This window comes from Acidovorax sp. LjRoot129 (assembly GCF_964253765.1).
Classification (GTDB): Bacteria; Pseudomonadota; Gammaproteobacteria; order Burkholderiales; family Burkholderiaceae_C; genus Acidovorax.
Genome location: NZ_CAXUSE020000001.1, coordinates 2,750,239 through 2,766,482 on the forward strand (window position 1 = coordinate 2,750,239; position 16,244 = coordinate 2,766,482).

The following is a 16,244-nucleotide window of genomic DNA, read 5'->3' on the forward strand; positions in this document are numbered from 1 at the left end:
AGCCGTGTAAATTTTGTTTTTGCATTTTATACGGCCAATGTTGGTCAAGCACATTTTTCGAGTGCCGGTGCGCCCTCTCCCGCATACGCTACCCCGAACCGATTCCTCAAAAAATCCGCAAGCTGCACCGCCTCCTGCCCCACAAACCCGTGCTGTGGCAGCCGCACCTGCGCCACCAGGTCCAGCGCCGTGCAGATACCCGCCGCTGTGGTGAGTTGAATCGCGCTCAACCTATGCCCTGCCACCTCGGTGCCCACGATGTGGGCCGAGTAAGAGTCCTGCACCAGCCGCCCGCCGCGCATGCCCGCCGCCGTGGCAAAGATGACGATCACGTCCTGGTCGGTGGTGGGCACCGCCGTCTCCAGAATGTCCTTGAGCAGATCGCGCCGGTCACGTAGGCGCAGGTCGTTCAGCAGCAGCTTGAGGATGGCGCAGTGGCCCGGGTAGCGGATGGACTGGTAGTCCACCTGCCGCGCCTTGCCCGCCAGCGTTTCGGTCAGCGTACCCAGGCCACCCGAGGTGTTGAAGGCTTCGTACTCGACACCATCCAGCGCAAAAGTCTCCAGCCCTTCCAGCGCCGGCACGGTGGTGCGCACGCCGTCCACGATGGCTTCGCACGGGTTGCAGTATTCGTTGATCAGGCCTTCGGTGCTCCAGGTCAGGTTGTAGCGCAGGGCACCCTGCGGATAGCGCGGCAGTGCCCCCACACGCATGCGCAGGGTGTGCAGGCTGTCGAAGCGGCGGGCCAAGTCGTTGCCCACGATGCCGATGAAGCCCGGAGCCAGGCCGCATTGGGGCATGAGCACGCTGCGGGCGTTGGTCGCCAGGGCGCGGATGGCCTGCGTGCTCTGCACGTCTTCGGTGAGGTCAAAGTAATGCACGCCCGCCTCGGCGCACAGGGTGGCCACGGGGACGGCGCAATGGAACGGCAGTGCGTTCAAAACCGCAAAACGGCCATCGATGGCGGCCCGCAGGCTTGCGTCGTCGGTGGCCAATTGGGTGGACACGCCCAGAGGCGCCACTTCGGCCAGACGCGCAGGATCGCGGTCCACCACCAGGACGTCGTAGTCGCCCGTTTGCTGCAGCAGCAGCGCCATGGCAAAGCCGACGTGGCCCGCACCCAGGATGGTGATGGCGCGGCCGGGGGCGATGTGGGAGGGGGTGGAAAAGATGGTCATGGCGGCACTCCCGGTGGTGGTCACCGCGGAAAGCAGTGAGTGGTGTTGCAGATGCCCTGATGCTAGGCAATGGCACTGTCAATGTGTAGCGTGCAAAGCGTCGAAAATCTCTTTCTGTTTTGTCATTTCGACGAATACCATGGTCGTAGTGATTTTCAAAGGAGCACAACGATGACCCCAGCCCTGGACGACACCGACCGCCAGCTGCTCAGCCTGCTGCAAGCCAACGCGCGCGAGGGCACGGCCACGCTGGCGCGCCAGCTGGGGCTGGCTCGCACCACCGTGGTGGCGCGCATCGCGCGGCTGGAGCGTTCGCGCGTCGTCGTCGGGTATGGGGTGCGGCTGGGCGCCCGGCTCGATGCCACGACCGTGCGCGCGTGGTGCTCGATCAGCGTGTTGCCCAAAACAGCGCCCACCGTGCTGCGCGCGCTGGAGGCCATGCCCGAGGTCGAAGAGGTATCTGCCGTGAGCGGCCCTTTTGATTACCTGGTGTTCTTGCGCTGCCCCAGCCATGAGCAGCTCGACGCCCTGCTCGACAAGGTGGGGCAACTTGACGGCGTGCACCAGACGCAAACCAGCATCGTGCTCAGCCGCAAGATCGACCGACGACAGGTGGGGTGACATCCCCCTGAGCGGCTTACGCCGCTTTCCCCCTTCTCTCGCCTTGCTGCGCGAGCCGGAAAGGGGGACGCTGCCGGCGCAACGGGGCGACCTTGCGCGGCAGCCCTCGCCTGGGCTGAGCCAGTAGCGACCGGCACGCTCGCAAAAGCCTTCAGATGCTATGTTTTTGGAGCTTCCAGCGCTTACCTAGCAAGCGCTAGAGGGTAATTCGACTACAAACTGCTCAGGCGTCGAACTGCGTCGGGTTCTTGCCCTGAATGGGCGCATAAAACGCTTTGATGCGCACCATGTCGCCGTCCAGATCTCCCGTGGGCTCGAACACCGGCCCCAGGCCCCCCACCTTGCGGCCATAGTCCACAAAGGCCAGCACGATGGGCACGCCCGCCTGCTGGGCGATGTAATAAAAGCCCGTCTTCCAATGCCGCGTCTTGCCGCGTGTGCCCTCGGGCGGCACGATGAGTTGCATGGGGCCGTCCGCGTCCCGCATTGCCTGGGCAGAGCTGGCCACCAGGTTGTTTGCCTGGTCCCGGTTCACCGGAATCCCGCCCAGCCAGCGCATCACCCCGCCAAACGGCGCCTTGAACAGGCTCTGCTTGCCCATCCAGTACACCCGCAGGCGCAGCGAAAACGCCAGCATCAGCGTGTACGGCAGATCCCAGTTGCTGGTGTGGGGTGCGGCGATCAGCACGCTTTTGGCAGCGTGGGCCGGCAGCACACCTTCCACCTTCCAGCCCGTCAGGCGCAAGGTCGCGCGCGACAAGGCGCGCAGCAGGGTGTTGACAACCGGCGTGTCAAAAATCGTGTGGTGCATGGGAAAACAGCGGCAGGCGGGGCCTTCAGAAGGGCGGGCCGCACTGCGGGCATCGATAAGTAACAAAAAGCGTCGCGAGTATCGCCGATGCCGGTGAGGCCCCGCCTTGCGGCAGGACAAGCCGGCGAGCACCGTTCACGGGGTCAAGAGCGTGCTGCTACTATATTTATAGCTATAAGAGCTTGTAGATCAAGCGTTAGGGCCAATATTTATCCATAACCACAGGCTGGCGCAGCCCCACAGCCGATGGGATAATCGCGCCTCCTCCCTGCAGCGCCGCCCGAGTCTCGGGCCAGCGCATCCTGCAGCCCTTTCCCCTTCTTCGTTGCCCTTTTGCCTGCTGTGGAATCCCCCGCTTTGAGCCCTTGGCGCATGTCCGTCGCGCCCATGATGGACTGGACAGACCGACACTGCCGCTACTTTCATCGGCTGCTGACACGCCAGACCCTGCTCTACACCGAGATGGTGAACGCGGGCGCCGTCATCCACGGTGGCACCGAGCGGCACCTGCGCTTCAACACCGAAGAGCACCCCGTAGCCTTGCAGCTGGGCGGCAATGAGCCCGACAAGCTGGCCCACGCCGCGCGCCTGGGCGAAGAGTGGGGCTACGACGAAATCAACCTGAACTGCGGCTGCCCCAGCGACCGTGTGCAGCGCGGCGCCTTTGGCGCCAGCCTGATGAAGGCGCCGCAGTTGGTGGCCGACTGCGTGAAGGCCATGAAGGACGTCGTGGATGTACCGGTGACGGTCAAGCACCGCATCGGCATCGACAAGGCCGAGGACTACGGCTTTGTGCGCGACTTCATTGGCACCGTGGCCGAGGCCGGCTGCACCGTGTTCATCGTGCATGCGCGCAACGCGTGGCTGCAGGGCCTGAGCCCGAAGGAAAACCGCGACATCCCGCCCCTGCGCTACGAGGTGGTGCACCAGCTCAAAGCTGAGTTTCCGCAGTTCACCATTGCGATCAACGGCGGCATCCAGGCCGACGAGGTGGTGCAGCAGCAGCTCGAGCACCTGGACGGCGTCATGATTGGCCGCGAGGCGTACCACAACCCCTGGTGGATGGCCCGCTGGGACCAGCTCTACTACGGGGGTACACCCTGCCCGCTGACCCGCGAAGAGGTGGAAGTGGCGATGGTGGAATACATGGAGCGCGAGGCCGCCCAACACGGCACGCCCTGGCCCCACATCGCCCGCCACATGCTCGGCCTGCGCCACAGCCTGCCTGGCGCACGCATCTGGCGCCAGGTGTGGAGCAACCACCTGCTCAAAGACCGCCCCGCGCGTGAGGTGCATGCGCTGGCCAAGGCGGCGTATGGCAATGCGGCACTGGACCCTACTCCTGAACCATTGACCCAGGCTGTGGCCTGACCTCCGCGTTGCGCCGCGTGCCAAAGCGCGATCTCACCCCAAGATCCGGCCCGCGCCCCGCGGTGTTTCTGCGTGCGCCAGTCTCGGCCGATGCCGCGCGCCTAACCGCACTGGCGCAAAAAAGCCGTGCACTCCACGCCCGCTGGACTAGTGCGCCCGCCAACCCTGAGGCGTTTTCCGCGTGGTTGGCGAGGATGGATTCAGACACGGCCCATGGCTTTCTGGTCTGTCGGCACGACCCCACTGGGGCGGAAGAGATTGCGGGCGTGATCAACGTCACGCAGATCGTGATGGGGTCCTTTTGCAGCGGTTACCTGGGCTACTACGCCTTCTCAGGCTATGAGCGGCAAGGGCTCATGCGCGAGGGCCTGATGCACGTGCTGCGGCACGCCTTCGGTAATCTCAAGCTGCACCGCCTGGAGGCGAACATCCAACCCGGCAATCTGGCCTCCATCACCCTGGTCCGGTCTTGTGGATTTGTGCAGGAAGGGTTTTCTCCACGCTACCTCAAGATCAACGGCCGCTGGCGCGACCACGAGCGCTGGGCGATCCTCGCCAACTGACACGCGCGGCGATCAACCTGGCCGCACGATGCGATCCACCCAAGCCGCGATGGGCTCAGGCCGCCCAAACAGGTAGCCCTGCAGGCATTCGCAGTCACTGCCGGTCAAAAAATCTGCCTGCGCCCGGGTCTCCACGCCTTCGGCCACCACCCGCAGGTTGAGGTGGCGGGCCACCGACAGGATCGACTGCACGATGGCCGTGTCGTTGGGATCGTCGGGGGTGTCCTGCACAAAACTCTTGTCGATCTTGAGTTCGTACAACGGGAGGCGTTTGAGGTACGCCAGGCTGGAGTAGCCGGTGCCGAAGTCGTCGATGGAAAAGCGCACGCCCAGCTGCACGATTTCGGTCATGCGGGCGATGGTGTCGTCGAGGTTCTCGATCAGCAGGCTTTCGGTGACTTCGAGGATCAGGTTGCGCGGATCGGCCCCGGTGTGGGCGAGCACGTGGCGGATGCGCTCCACGAAGTCGTCCTGGCGGAACTGCCGCTCGCTGACATTCACCGACAGCGATAGGGCCCGGCCTGCAGCCTGCAGGCGCGCCAGGGCTTCGCAGGCCTGCAGGATCATCCAGTCGCCCATGCGCAAGATGAGGCCCGAGCTTTCGGCGATGGGGATGAAGCGGCTGGGTGGTACGTTGCCGCGCACCGGGTGCTCCCAGCGCATCAGCAGCTCGCCGCCCACCACGCTGCCGGTGGCGTCCACCTGGTTTTGCACAAAGGCGGCCAGCTGGCCCTCGGCATGCGCCTTCTTCAGGTCTTGCTCCAGCGCCAGCCGCTCCTGCACGTCGGCCTGCATGGCGGCTTCATAAAAACGGATGCGGTTGCGGCCCAGATCCTTGGCGCGGTACATGGCAGTGTCTGCTTCGCGCAGCAAGTCCTCGACACCCTCGCCGCGCTTGGGAAACAGCGTGATGCCGATGCTGCCGGTGCTGCTGTAGAGGTGGGTTTCGATGGTGTAGGGCGTCTCCAGCGCGGCGCGCACTTCCTCGGCCACCAGCAGCGCGGCGCGGCCGGCCGATTCCACATCGGCGGCCACGTTGTGCAGCAGGACGACAAACTCGTCGCCGCCCAGCCGCGCTACGGTGTCGCCCCCGCGCAGCAGGGCCGACAGGCGTTTGCTGACTTGCAGCAGCAACGCGTCGCCCAGCGGGTGGCCGCGCGCGTCGTTGATCTGCTTGAAGTTGTCCAGGTCGATGTAGAGCAGCGCGCCGACCTGCCCCGCCTTTTGCGCGCTGTAGAGCGCGTGATCCAGCCGGTCGAGCAGCATGCGCCGGTTGGGCAGGCCAGTGAGGCTGTCAAAGTACGCCAGCTGGTGGGTGCGCGCCTCCGCCTGCTTGCGTTCCGTGATGTCGCGCGACAGCGCGATGAAGCGCGGCGCCCCCCCTTGCACTGCGCTTTCCTTGCGGGCGATGGACAGCTCAAACCAGTGGGTGTCTCCGCCCAACTCCAGCCGGTACTGGTGGCCGGCTGAGTAGCCCGTGTGGTGGGCTGCCGCCAGCGCGGCATGGCAACCGGTGGCAGCCTCGGGCGGCACCACGTCCACCAGGCGCCGGCCGAGGAACATCTCTGGCGGCACGGCCAACAGGTCGGAGCGGGCCGAGCGGTAGTGGTGGATGCGCCCGTCCAGATCAATCTCGAACAGCAGGTCCGGAATGGCGTTGAGCGTGCTCTCCAGGTCGTCGCGGGCAGCACGCAGTTCAGCCGTCATGCTGCGCGCCAGCGCCGCGGTCCGCTCGCGCCCGGTGGCCAGCAGCCAGGTGAACCAGCCCAACAGCAGGCTCATCGCAGTGCCGAGAACGGCCACAGGCAGGTGGCTGTCGTCCTGATGGCGCAGGGCAAAGGCCGAGAGGGGCGCCATCTGCAGCGTCCAGCGGCGCCCGCCCAGTTCGAGCACCCGGTTGCTGAGCAGCGTTGACGCGGTGGTGGACATCGGCGTGCCAAAGACCAGCGTGTCGGCACCGGTCGCGCCCGCGCTGTCCATGATCTGCAGGCCGATGTCGGCATCGATCTCCTTGCGCATGCCCCCCATCACATCGGCCAGCCGAAACTGTGCCGACACCCAGGCCACCAGGGCGTCGCGCCGCCCTTGCACCGTGCGCGTGTCGGCGCTGGCGCTGTAGATGGGTAAAAACACCCAGAAGCCGGGCTCGCCCCCAGACAGCAGCGCCACCCGGCTCGACAGGGCAAGTTCGCCGGTGTCGCGCGCGCGGTCCAGCGCCTCCTGCGCGGCGGGCACGGTCAAGGTGTCGAAACCCAGCAATTTGAGGTTGTCGCCCACCGGCGGCGCAATGTGGGTGATGGGCGCGTAGACAGCGCGCTCCCCGTCGGGTTGCATCCGGTAGGCCGGGAAACCGCGCGCGCGCATGTCCGCTGCATGTGACTGCAAGGCGGCCGCCGGTAGCCGCTGAATGAGCGAGATGGCCTTCAGGCCCGGCCGGGTTTCCGCCAGCCGCAGCGCCCCCACGTAGGCCTCGAATTCCTCGCGGTCGATGCGCTCGGAGCCTTCGAAGTACCCTTTGGCGCCGCGCAGCACGACCTCATAGGTCGCCATGCGGTCCTTGAGGTTGTAGGCAATCTGGTCGGCCGCGACCTGGAAGTTTTTGTCTCGATTGGCCCGCGCGCCACGCTCCTCGCTGTGCCAATACAGAAACGTGAGGCCCAGCATCAACAGAACGACCAGGGCCGGCAGCACCAGCGGCACCCAGGGGCGCCGGGTGGTGGCCTCGCGATCGCCCTCCTCCGCACTTAGCCCGCCAGCGCGCAGAGCGTCAGCTACCACGCTGTCGGCGCCGGGCTGGAGGTTTGTGGGTGGAAGTTGGGGTTTCATGCGCGTGGGCTACCGGCAGTGCCAGCGGGCAAATCGCTTCAAATCGTGACAGCTTACGGTGTCTGCACCATTATGAGCATCCGTCCGGCACGGGAAAACCAGCATTTGCACCCACACTGGGGCCCACCAGCCCCCGGGGCCCGACGGCTATGCTCCCCGGGGTCGCGGCACCGTGGGGCAGCGCGCAATTTGACCAACTACAACGCAGAGACCTGGCATGCCATCGCTTGATTTCGACCTGGAGGAATCCGCCTTTCGCGCTTTTTACGCGCAACACTCCCCCGCGCTCGAAGACGCCTGCGCGGCGTTGACGGGGCTGGTGGCCGCCACGGTCACGCTCGATGGTGGCGTGGACATCGCCAAGGTCGAGGGCCGAGTCAAGGACGCCGACGAATGCATCCGCAAGTTCGTGCGCAAGTATCGACCGGCGCTGGAAGAGAGCAACACCCCCTACGACATCCAGAGCTACATCACCGACCTGGTGGGCGTGCGGGTGGTATGCCTGTACGAGGACGAACTGGAGAAGATTGCCCAGATCGTGCGCGCCCATTTCGCGGTGATCGACGTCACTGACAAGGTGAGCGCGGTAGAAAGCACGGAGGCATCGTTTGGCTACAAGGGCCTGCACCTTGATCTGCGGCTGAGCGCCGCCGAGCGGGCCCTGCCCGAGCATGCGGCCTATGCCCACCTGCCCTTCGAGCTACAGGTGCGCACCATCATCCAGGACTCGTGGAGCGTGCTGGACCACCGGATCAAATACAAAAAATCGATCCCGGGCCAGCTCAAGCGGCGCATCAATGTGCTGTCGGCGCTGTTTGAGCTGGCCGACCGCGAGTTTCGCCAGATCCGCGATGCCACGGCCGAGGAACTGCTGCAGGCCCCTGACGAAACGGCCGAACCCCTGGAAGACACAGCGGAAGACGACAGCACCCTGGCGCCGAGCAAAACCCAAGCGCCCAGCAGCGAGCTCAATGCGTTCACCTTTCTCAAGATCGCCACGCACTTTTTCAAGGACTTCGAGTTTGAGCCGTCGAAGGTGGACAGTTTTGTGGACGATGTGCAGGCATGGTCGCGCGGGATGACGCGGGCGCGGTTTAACGCCCTGATGCGCGAGACTGTGGGCGTGGTCAAGCGCTACAAGCAGCACTTTGAGGAACAAAACCCCCAAGCCAGCTTCAACCCATACACGGTGATCCGGCACTGCCTGTACCTGAGTAACAAGGCAGCCTTCCGCCCAGCGCTGCGCAATTCGGCCAGGGAGTCGTTTGAGGCTTGGCTACATGAACACGGGGAACAGAAGGCCCATTAACTGAGTCAAATTGACACCTATCGCTTGCTCAGCAATGGTTTAATGCTATTATTTTAATAGCATCCACTGGATTGGCGGGTGGGGAGAGTGGAGGACTGGCCAAATCAACCCCGTGTCACAAAGGTGACTCCCGACTGGTGGTTTTCCTCCATGCGCTTGTTACCAAGTGCTGCTATATTGCACTGCAACATAACGGAGTTTCGCCCATGCTGTACCACATCTACGAGACACAGCGCTCTCTGATGGAGCCCTTCACCGATTTCGCTCAAGCGGCTGCCAAGCTCTACAGCAATCCCCTGTCCCCCTTCAGCCAAAGCCCTCTGGCCCAGCGCATGTCGGCGGGCTACGACCTGCTGTACCGCCTGGGCAAAGACTACGAAAAGCCGGCTTTTGATATCCACTCGGTGGACGTGGACGGCGTCGGTGTGGCGGTGCATGAGCGCATCGAAGTGGACAAGCCGTTTTGCGAACTCCGCCGCTTCAAGCGCTTCTCGGACGATCCGGCCACCCTGGTCAATCTCAAGACCCAGCCGGTGGTGCTGATCGTGGCGCCACTGTCCGGCCACTACGCCACGCTGCTGCGCGACACCGTGCGCACCATGCTCAAGGACCACAAGGTCTACATCACCGACTGGAAGAACGCCCGCCTGGTGCCGCTGGCCGACGGTGAGTTCCACCTGGACGATTACGTGAACTACGTGCAGGAGTTCATCCGCCACCTGCAAGGCATCTACGGAAACTGCCACGTGATCAGCGTCTGCCAGCCCACGGTACCCGTGCTGGCTGCGGTTTCGCTGATGGCCAGCCGGGGCGAGACGACCCCCCTGACCATGACCATGATGGGCGGCCCCATCGACGCGCGCAAGTCGCCCACATCAGTGAACAATCTGGCGACGAACCGCAGCTACGAATGGTTCGAGAACAACGTGATCTACCGCGTGCCGGACAACTTCCCAGGGGCCGGCCGCCGCGTCTACCCCGGCTTTCTGCAGTACACCGGCTTCGTGGCGATGAACCCTGATCGCCACGCGTCCAGCCACTACGACTACTTCAAGGACTTGATCAAAGGGGACGACACCAGCGCCGAAGCCCACCGCAAGTTCTACGACGAGTACAACGCCGTGCTCGACATGGATGCCGACTACTATCTCGAAACCATCGAGACGGTGTTCCAGGAATACAAGCTGGTCCACGGCACCTGGGACGTGCGTTCGCCTGACGGCAAGATCGAGCGTGTACGCCCCCAGGACATCACCGCCACCGCCCTGTTCACGGTAGAGGGTGAGCTCGACGACATCTCCGGCTCGGGCCAGACCGAAGCCGCGCACGACCTGTGCAGCGGCATCGTTCGCAAAGAGCAACGCCACCTGGAGGCCAAGGGGGCCGGCCACTACGGCATCTTCAGCGGCCGCCGCTGGCGCGATGTGGTGTACCCCCAGGTGCGTGCCTTCATCCATGAGCACGAAAAGCCGCAAAAGAACGCCGTCCCGGCCGTGATCGAGACGCCGGACGACAACCCACCCCGCCAAGTCGCAGCCAAGGTGGCGGTGCCCAAAAAGGCCCCGGCCCCCAAGGTCGTTGCCAAGCCTGCGGTAAAGACGCCGAGTGCGCCGGCAGTGGCCACACGCTGGGTCAAGCCAGCCGTAACGGGTCGCGGCAAGCCCGCTGGTGCAGCCGCCTCGGCTGAAGCGGCCGAGGCACCTGCGGCCAAGGGCAAGACGGCTGCTGTCACCGTCACCGCATCGGCGACGCCCCGCACCCGCCGCGGCACGGCGCGCAAGGCTTGAGCGTCCCACAGACGACTGCTCTCTCGCCCGCAGCCCTGTCCACGCTTGCGGCGCGGATTGACGCGGCCTTGCCCCAGACGCAGTGCACCCGCTGCGGCTATCCAGACTGCGCCGCTTACGCGCAGGCCATTGCGGGTGGCTTGGCCGCCATCAACCAATGCCCCCCCGGCGGCGCAGAGGGCATTGCCCGCCTGTCCGCCATCACAGGCCAGCCGGCGCTGCCGCTGAGCGCCGAGCACGGCGAGGAGGCGCCGAGGGCGGTCGCTTTCATTGACGAATCCTGGTGCATCGGCTGCACGCTGTGCATCAAGGCCTGTCCGACCGACGCCATCGTTGGCTCGAACAAGAAGATGCACACAGTCATCGAGCCGTACTGCACGGGCTGCAAACTGTGCGTCCCCGCCTGCCCGGTGGACTGCATCCAACTCGAAAACGTGAGCGGCACCGCCACCGGCTGGGCCGCGTGGTCTGCGCCCATGGCACTGCAGGCGCAGCAGCGCTACCAGGGGCACCGTACGCGCGTGCCACTGGAAGCCGACGAAGACGAAGACGTCGCAACGGCCAGTGCCGCAGCGCCCGCAGAAGGGCACCAGTGCGACAGCGCAAATTCCGTCAATGGCGGAGAAGCCGAAAAAGCGCAGGTGTTGCGCCAAGCCGCCATCGCTGCGGCAATGGAGCGGGCCCGTCAGCGGCGTGCTCAGGCGCCTCGGTAAGCAGTCTCCGGCGACCTAGCTTAGGACACACCCGAGCCCGGCAGCCCGGATCTCAGCGCGCAGCCAGGGTCTTGTACACCCCACAGCCCACATATTCATCGCCCACGCGGCTCACGTAAGACATCTTGGTCTGCACCGCGCCCGTCGCGGGGTTGGTGATGTCGTATTCCACCCATCCGGGCGCATGGTCGGCCTGGGCGGCGATGTCGCTCACGAGCCGGTCACCCGCGATGCCTGGGATGTCTTGGACTCGGGTGCCCACCTTGGCCGCGTTGCCGCCAAAAGCCAGGTAGGTGCCAGCGGTGTTCAGCACAAACACGTACATGTCCCGGTCGTGGTAGGGCTGGCTTTTATCGGTGATGCTGCGCAAGAACTGATCGCGCGAGGTGCTTTTGTGCAGCGCCACGGCACGGTTGACCAGGGCCACCGCTTCGTCCGCCGTGCCCTGTTGCAGTCTGAAGGCAGACACTGCCCGCGACAGGGTAGATGCCCGGCTTTCCAGGGCTTCGGCCTGCTGCACCGCATGGCCCACCATCTGTGCGTTGTGCTGGGTGATCTGGTCTAGTTGCTGAACGGCAGCGCTGACCTCGCGCAGGCCGGTGCTTTGTTCGGCGCTGGAGCCAGAAATTTCGGACATGCTGGCCGCCACGCTGCGGATGCCGCCGGCCATGTCAGAGATGCCTTCGCCCGCGGAGCGGATCAAGCCCGCACTCGCCTCCACCTGGCTGACCGACGCGCCGATCAGCTCGCGGATTTCGCGCGCTGCGTCACTCGAGCGCTTGGCCAGCGTGCGCACCTCAGCGGCCACCACGGCAAAGCCACGGCCTTGCTCGCCGGCCCGCGCGGCCTCCACCGCGGCATTCAGCGCCAGGATGTTGGTCTGAAAGGCAATGCTGTCGATCACGCCGATGATTTCGGTCATCCGCCGTGCACCTTGCTGAATGGCCTCGACCGACTGCACCGCGCGCCCCATGGCCTGCGCGCCGGCGTCGGCAGCGGTGCGCACCTGGGCGGCGCGCGCGTCGGCGCTTTGGGCTGTCTGGGCATTGTTCTGGACAGCGGACGAGAGCTGCTCGACGCTTGCCGCGGTCTGCTCGAGGTTGGCGGCTTGCTGCTCGGTACGGTCGGCCAGCGAGCGATTGCCCTGGGCCAGGCTTTGCCCTGCATGCGCGACCAGCGCTGCGTTGCTGCGGATGTCGGCCACCATCGACGACAGCGTGATCACCATGCGGTCCAGCGCCTTCGCCATCTCTGCGACTTCATCCTGGCCATAGTTGCCACGGGCTTGCGCGCGCAGATCACCGCCCTGCGTTAACTCTATGGTGCGCGCCAGCCCCGCAAGGTCTGTAGAGAGACTGATGAAAAGCGCCAACACGGCGTACGCCACGATCACGGCCGCCAGCGCAATCGCCCACCATGGTGCTCCCCACGCTGCGGTAGCCAGAGCGGCCGCCACCAACACGCTGAGCGAGACCAGTTTGCCAGGCAGATGCCACCTGCGCATCCACCAAAGTCCTGGGCGCAGCGGTAGGAATCCTGACATCGTGTCTCCTGTTTTCGTTCTGGCAATGGCGCGAATCCTAGGGGCGGCCACTTACGGCGGATTGACAGCCTTGAACACGGTGCATCGCCGAAGTGTTCCTCAGCTATGGCACCGAAGCGCCCGGGGCCATCGCCCATAATGGCGCCCCATGAATCCCCTGCTTTCCCATCTGCAGCCCTACCCTTTCGAGCGGCTGCGACAGCTCTTTACGGGGGTGACACCACCCACCGCCTACTCCCCCATCAGCCTTGGCATGGGAGAGCCGCGCCATCCTACACCGCAGTTCATCAGGGACGCACTCAGCGGAAACCTCCATGGGCTGGCCAGCTACCCGGCCACGGCCGGCGATCTGAAACTGCGCGAAGCCTTCACCGGATGGCTGCAAAAACGCTACGCACTCAAGATGGACCCGGCCACCCAGGTGTTGCCCGTCAACGGTTCGCGCGAGGCACTGTTCGCGTTTGCGCAAACCATTGTCGACCCCTCCAAGGGCGAGACCCTGGTCGTCTGCCCCAACCCGTTTTATCAAATCTACGAAGGCGCGGCACTGCTCGCCGGCGCCCAGCCTTGCTACGCGCCCAGCGACCCGGGCCGCAACTTCGCCGTCAACTGGGATACCGTGCCTGAAGCCGTGTGGGAGCGCACCCAGCTGCTATTTGTATGCTCACCCGGCAACCCTACGGGCGCGGTCATGCCGATCAGCGAATGGCAAAAGCTGTTCGAACTGAGCGACCGATACGGCTTCGTGATCGCCTCTGACGAGTGCTACAGCGAGATCTACTTCCGAGACGAACCACCGCTCGGTGGCCTGCAAGCCGCAGAGCAGCTGGGCCGACATGATTTCAAGAACCTGATCTCCTTCACCAGCCTGTCCAAGCGCAGCAACGTGCCGGGCTTGCGCAGCGGTTTCGTGGCTGGCGACGCGGCGCTGATCAAGGCGTTTTTGCTCTACCGCACGTACCACGGCAGCGCCATGAGCCCTATCGTGCAGGCTGCCAGCATCGCGGCCTGGGGCGACGAGCAGCATGTCGTTGAAAACCGCGCGCTCTACCGCACCAAGTTTGCTGAGGTCACACCGTTGCTGGCCGCTGTGATGGACGTGGCGCTGCCCGATGCCGGTTTCTACCTGTGGGCCAAGGTCCCCGATGCGCTGGCCATGACCGACGCCGAATTCGCCCGAGCGCTTCTGGCTCAATACAATGTCACCGTGCTCCCCGGCAGCTACCTGGCCCGCGAGGCCCAAGGCAGCAACCCCGGCGCCCAGCGCGTGCGCATGGCCCTGGTGGCCGAAACCGAAGAATGCGTGGAAGCTGCTCTGCGCATCGTGCAATTCATCCAATCCCGTACTGCCTGACAGACAACCACATGACCCAACAACTGCAAACCATCATCGACAACGCCTGGGAAAACCGCGCCAGCCTTTCGCCCGCCGCTGCCCCCAAAGAGATCCAGGACGCTGTCGAGCATGTGATCGCCGAGCTGAACAACGGCACGCTGCGCGTGGCCACGCGCCAGGGCGTGGGCCAGTGGACGGTGCACCAGTGGATCAAAAAAGCCGTGTTGCTGTCGTTCCGCCTGAAGGACAACGAGCTTGTGAAAGCCGGAGACCTGGGCTTTTATGACAAGGTGCAGACCAAGTTTGCGCACCTGTCCGAAGAAGAGATGAAAGCCACCGGCGTGCGCGTGGTGCCGCCCGCCGTGGCCCGCCGCGGCAGTTTCATCGCCAAGGGCGCAATCTTGATGCCCTCGTACGTCAACATCGGCGCTTACGTGGGCGAAGGCACCATGGTCGACACCTGGGCCACCGTGGGCTCGTGCGCGCAAATCGGCTCCAACGTGCATCTGTCGGGCGGCGTGGGCATTGGTGGCGTGCTGGAGCCCCTGCAGGCCGGCCCCACCATCATTGAAGACAACTGCTTCATTGGCGCCCGCTCCGAGGTCGTCGAAGGCGTGGTCGTCGAAGAGCATTCGGTGCTGGGCATGGGCGTGTACCTGGGCCAGAGCACTCCGATTTTCAACCGCGCCACGGGCGAGATCAGCTACGGTCGTGTGCCCACAGGCTCTGTGGTGGTCAGCGGCAATCTGCCCAAGACGGCCGCCAACGGCACGCCCTACAGCATGTACGCTGCCATCATCGTCAAGCAGGTGGACGCACAGACGCGCTCCAAGACCAGCATCAACGACCTGCTGCGCGACTGAGCACAGGTAAGCCAGCAACGCACACGCCAGGCGCGACCCACGCGGCCGCCGACGAAGACGACAACTTGAGGGACACCCCATGAGCACAATGGAACGGATTCTTCGGCTGATGGCCGAGAAAAAGGCCTCCGACGTCTACCTGTCGGCCAATGCGCCGGCGTTGATCAAGATCAATGGCGAGTGCGTGCCGATCAACAATCAAATCCTGCCGGCGGACGCGCCACGCAACCTGCTCTCCGAAGTGGTCCCCCCGGACCGCATCGAAGAGCTGGAAGAAACCGGCGAGCTCAACATGGGCGTGCCGCTCAGCGGAGTGGGTCGGTTCCGCGTCAGCGCCATGCGCCAGCGCGGCAGCTACGCGGTAGTGATCCGCTTCATCTCGCAGCACATTCCTGAGTTCGACTCGCTGGGCCTGCCGCCCGTGCTGCGCGATCTGATCATGGAAAAGCGCGGGCTCATCCTCGTCGTTGGGGCCACGGGCTCAGGCAAGAGCACCACGCTCGCGTCCATGATCGACACCCGCAATGAAGTGTTGACCGGCCACATCCTCACCATTGAGGACCCGGTCGAATACCAGTTCAAAAACAAGAAATCCATCGTCAACCAGCGCGAGATTGGCAGCGACACCCAGTCTTTGCAGACCGCGCTGAAGAACGCCCTGCGCCAGGCTCCCGACGTGATCCTGATCGGCGAAATCCGCGACCGGGAAACCATGTCGGCGGCCATTGCCTATGCGCAGTCGGGCCACCTGTGCCTGGCAACGCTGCACGGCAACAACAGCTACCACGCGCTCAACCGGATTCTGTCGTTCTACCCTGTGGAAGTGCGGCCCACCATGCTCGGCGACTTGGCATCGGCGCTCAAGGCCGTGGTGTCGCAGCGCCTGGTGCGCAAATCAGATGGCGGGCGCGTGCCGGCGGTGGAAGTGATGCTCAACTCCAAGCTGGTGTCTGAGCTCATCGAAAAAGGCGACTTCGGCGGTGTGAAGGAAGCTATGGAAAAGTCCATGGCCGAAGGCTCGCAGACCTTCGAGGAAGCCCTGGCCCACCTCATCATGGAGTCCAAGATCGACCGCAAGGAAGGCCTGGCGTACGCCGATTCGCCCACCAACCTCATGTGGCGCCTGCAAAATGACTTCTCTTTGGCCGCCAACGCCGCCAAGGCCCAAAAAGAAGCACGGGACACCCCCGACGACCAGCCCTCGTTCACCGAAATCGTGCTGGACGTCAAGCCGGCGGCTTGAGTGCCCCCCCTGAGTCGCCACCGGCGCCTTGCCCTCAGGAGGACGACGCCCTCGCTGCGGGGCGGCCCTTGCTTGGCGTC

13 protein-coding genes are annotated in these 16,244 nt (G+C 64.7%); 9 read left to right on the top strand and 4 right to left on the bottom strand.

Annotated features, from left to right (window positions below; all coding sequences use genetic code 11):
- Positions 1-44: 44 nt before the first annotated feature.
- Entirely contained in the window at positions 45-1,178 is a 1,134-nt protein-coding gene (locus ACSQ3Q_RS12625; protein ID WP_436134715.1) for a saccharopine dehydrogenase NADP-binding domain-containing protein, read from the bottom strand.
- Between the two features lie 171 nt (positions 1,179-1,349).
- On the opposite strand from ACSQ3Q_RS12625, the gene ACSQ3Q_RS12630 reads away from it, so the two are divergent.
- Positions 1,350-1,799: an Lrp/AsnC family transcriptional regulator gene (locus tag ACSQ3Q_RS12630; RefSeq protein ID WP_436134716.1), complete on the top strand. Its 450-nt coding sequence runs from the start codon at positions 1,350-1,352 to the stop codon at positions 1,797-1,799.
- A 223-nt stretch (positions 1,800-2,022) separates the two neighbouring features.
- On the opposite strand, the gene ACSQ3Q_RS12635 is transcribed toward ACSQ3Q_RS12630, so the two are convergent.
- Positions 2,023-2,610: a lysophospholipid acyltransferase family protein gene (locus ACSQ3Q_RS12635; protein WP_436134717.1), complete on the bottom strand. Its 588-nt coding sequence runs from the start codon at positions 2,608-2,610 to the stop codon at positions 2,023-2,025.
- A 342-nt stretch (positions 2,611-2,952) separates the two neighbouring features.
- Here ACSQ3Q_RS12635 and dusA point away from each other — a divergent pair, with 342 nt between their 5' ends.
- Entirely contained in the window at positions 2,953-3,981 is a 1,029-nt protein-coding gene (gene dusA, locus ACSQ3Q_RS12640; protein ID WP_436134718.1) for a tRNA dihydrouridine(20/20a) synthase DusA, read from the top strand.
- A gap of 62 nt (positions 3,982-4,043) precedes the next feature.
- Entirely contained in the window at positions 4,044-4,544 is a 501-nt protein-coding gene (locus ACSQ3Q_RS12645) for a GNAT family N-acetyltransferase (RefSeq protein WP_436136996.1), read from the top strand.
- Positions 4,545-4,556: 12 nt separating this feature from the next.
- Here the strand turns inward: ACSQ3Q_RS12645 and ACSQ3Q_RS12650 are convergent, their stop codons facing one another.
- Positions 4,557-7,370 (bottom strand): bifunctional diguanylate cyclase/phosphodiesterase, encoded by a 2,814-nt coding sequence (locus ACSQ3Q_RS12650; RefSeq protein WP_436134719.1) that lies wholly within the window; start codon positions 7,368-7,370, stop codon positions 4,557-4,559.
- 217 nt (positions 7,371-7,587) lie between these two features.
- Between ACSQ3Q_RS12650 and ACSQ3Q_RS12655 the strand changes: the two genes are divergently transcribed.
- The 3 genes from ACSQ3Q_RS12655 to rsxB all read left to right on the top strand — a co-directional run bounded on the left by ACSQ3Q_RS12655 (position 7,588) and on the right by rsxB (position 11,179).
- A complete protein-coding gene (locus ACSQ3Q_RS12655) occupies positions 7,588-8,679 on the top strand; it encodes a GTP pyrophosphokinase (protein WP_436134720.1) in 1,092 nt (363 codons plus the stop codon).
- Between the two features lie 206 nt (positions 8,680-8,885).
- Positions 8,886-10,466 carry a polyhydroxyalkanoate depolymerase gene (gene phaZ / locus ACSQ3Q_RS12660; protein ID WP_436134721.1) on the top strand — a complete coding sequence of 527 codons (1,581 nt, stop codon included), beginning with the start codon at positions 8,886-8,888 and terminating at the stop codon, positions 10,464-10,466.
- Entirely contained in the window at positions 10,463-11,179 is a 717-nt protein-coding gene (gene rsxB / locus ACSQ3Q_RS12665; RefSeq protein WP_436134722.1) for an electron transport complex subunit RsxB, read from the top strand. The genes phaZ and rsxB overlap by 4 nt, the downstream gene beginning before the upstream one ends.
- Before the next feature lie 52 nt (positions 11,180-11,231).
- On the opposite strand, the gene ACSQ3Q_RS12670 is transcribed toward rsxB, so the two are convergent.
- Positions 11,232-12,722, bottom strand: coding sequence for a methyl-accepting chemotaxis protein (locus ACSQ3Q_RS12670; protein ID WP_436134723.1), 1,491 nt, complete (start codon positions 12,720-12,722; stop codon positions 11,232-11,234).
- A gap of 148 nt (positions 12,723-12,870) precedes the next feature.
- Here ACSQ3Q_RS12670 and dapC point away from each other — a divergent pair, with 148 nt between their 5' ends.
- The 3 genes from dapC (at position 12,871) to ACSQ3Q_RS12685 (ending at position 16,164) form a co-directional block, all read left to right on the top strand.
- On the top strand, positions 12,871-14,076 hold the full coding sequence (gene dapC, locus ACSQ3Q_RS12675; RefSeq protein ID WP_436134724.1) for a succinyldiaminopimelate transaminase: 1,206 nt from the start codon (positions 12,871-12,873) through the stop codon (positions 14,074-14,076).
- An 11-nt stretch (positions 14,077-14,087) separates the two neighbouring features.
- Complete coding sequence (dapD, locus tag ACSQ3Q_RS12680; protein ID WP_436134725.1) at positions 14,088-14,921, top strand: 2,3,4,5-tetrahydropyridine-2,6-dicarboxylate N-succinyltransferase; 834 nt, start codon at positions 14,088-14,090, stop codon at positions 14,919-14,921.
- Positions 14,922-15,000: 79 nt separating this feature from the next.
- Complete coding sequence (locus tag ACSQ3Q_RS12685; protein WP_436134726.1) at positions 15,001-16,164, top strand: PilT/PilU family type 4a pilus ATPase; 1,164 nt, start codon at positions 15,001-15,003, stop codon at positions 16,162-16,164.
- Positions 16,165-16,244 lie beyond the last annotated feature (80 nt).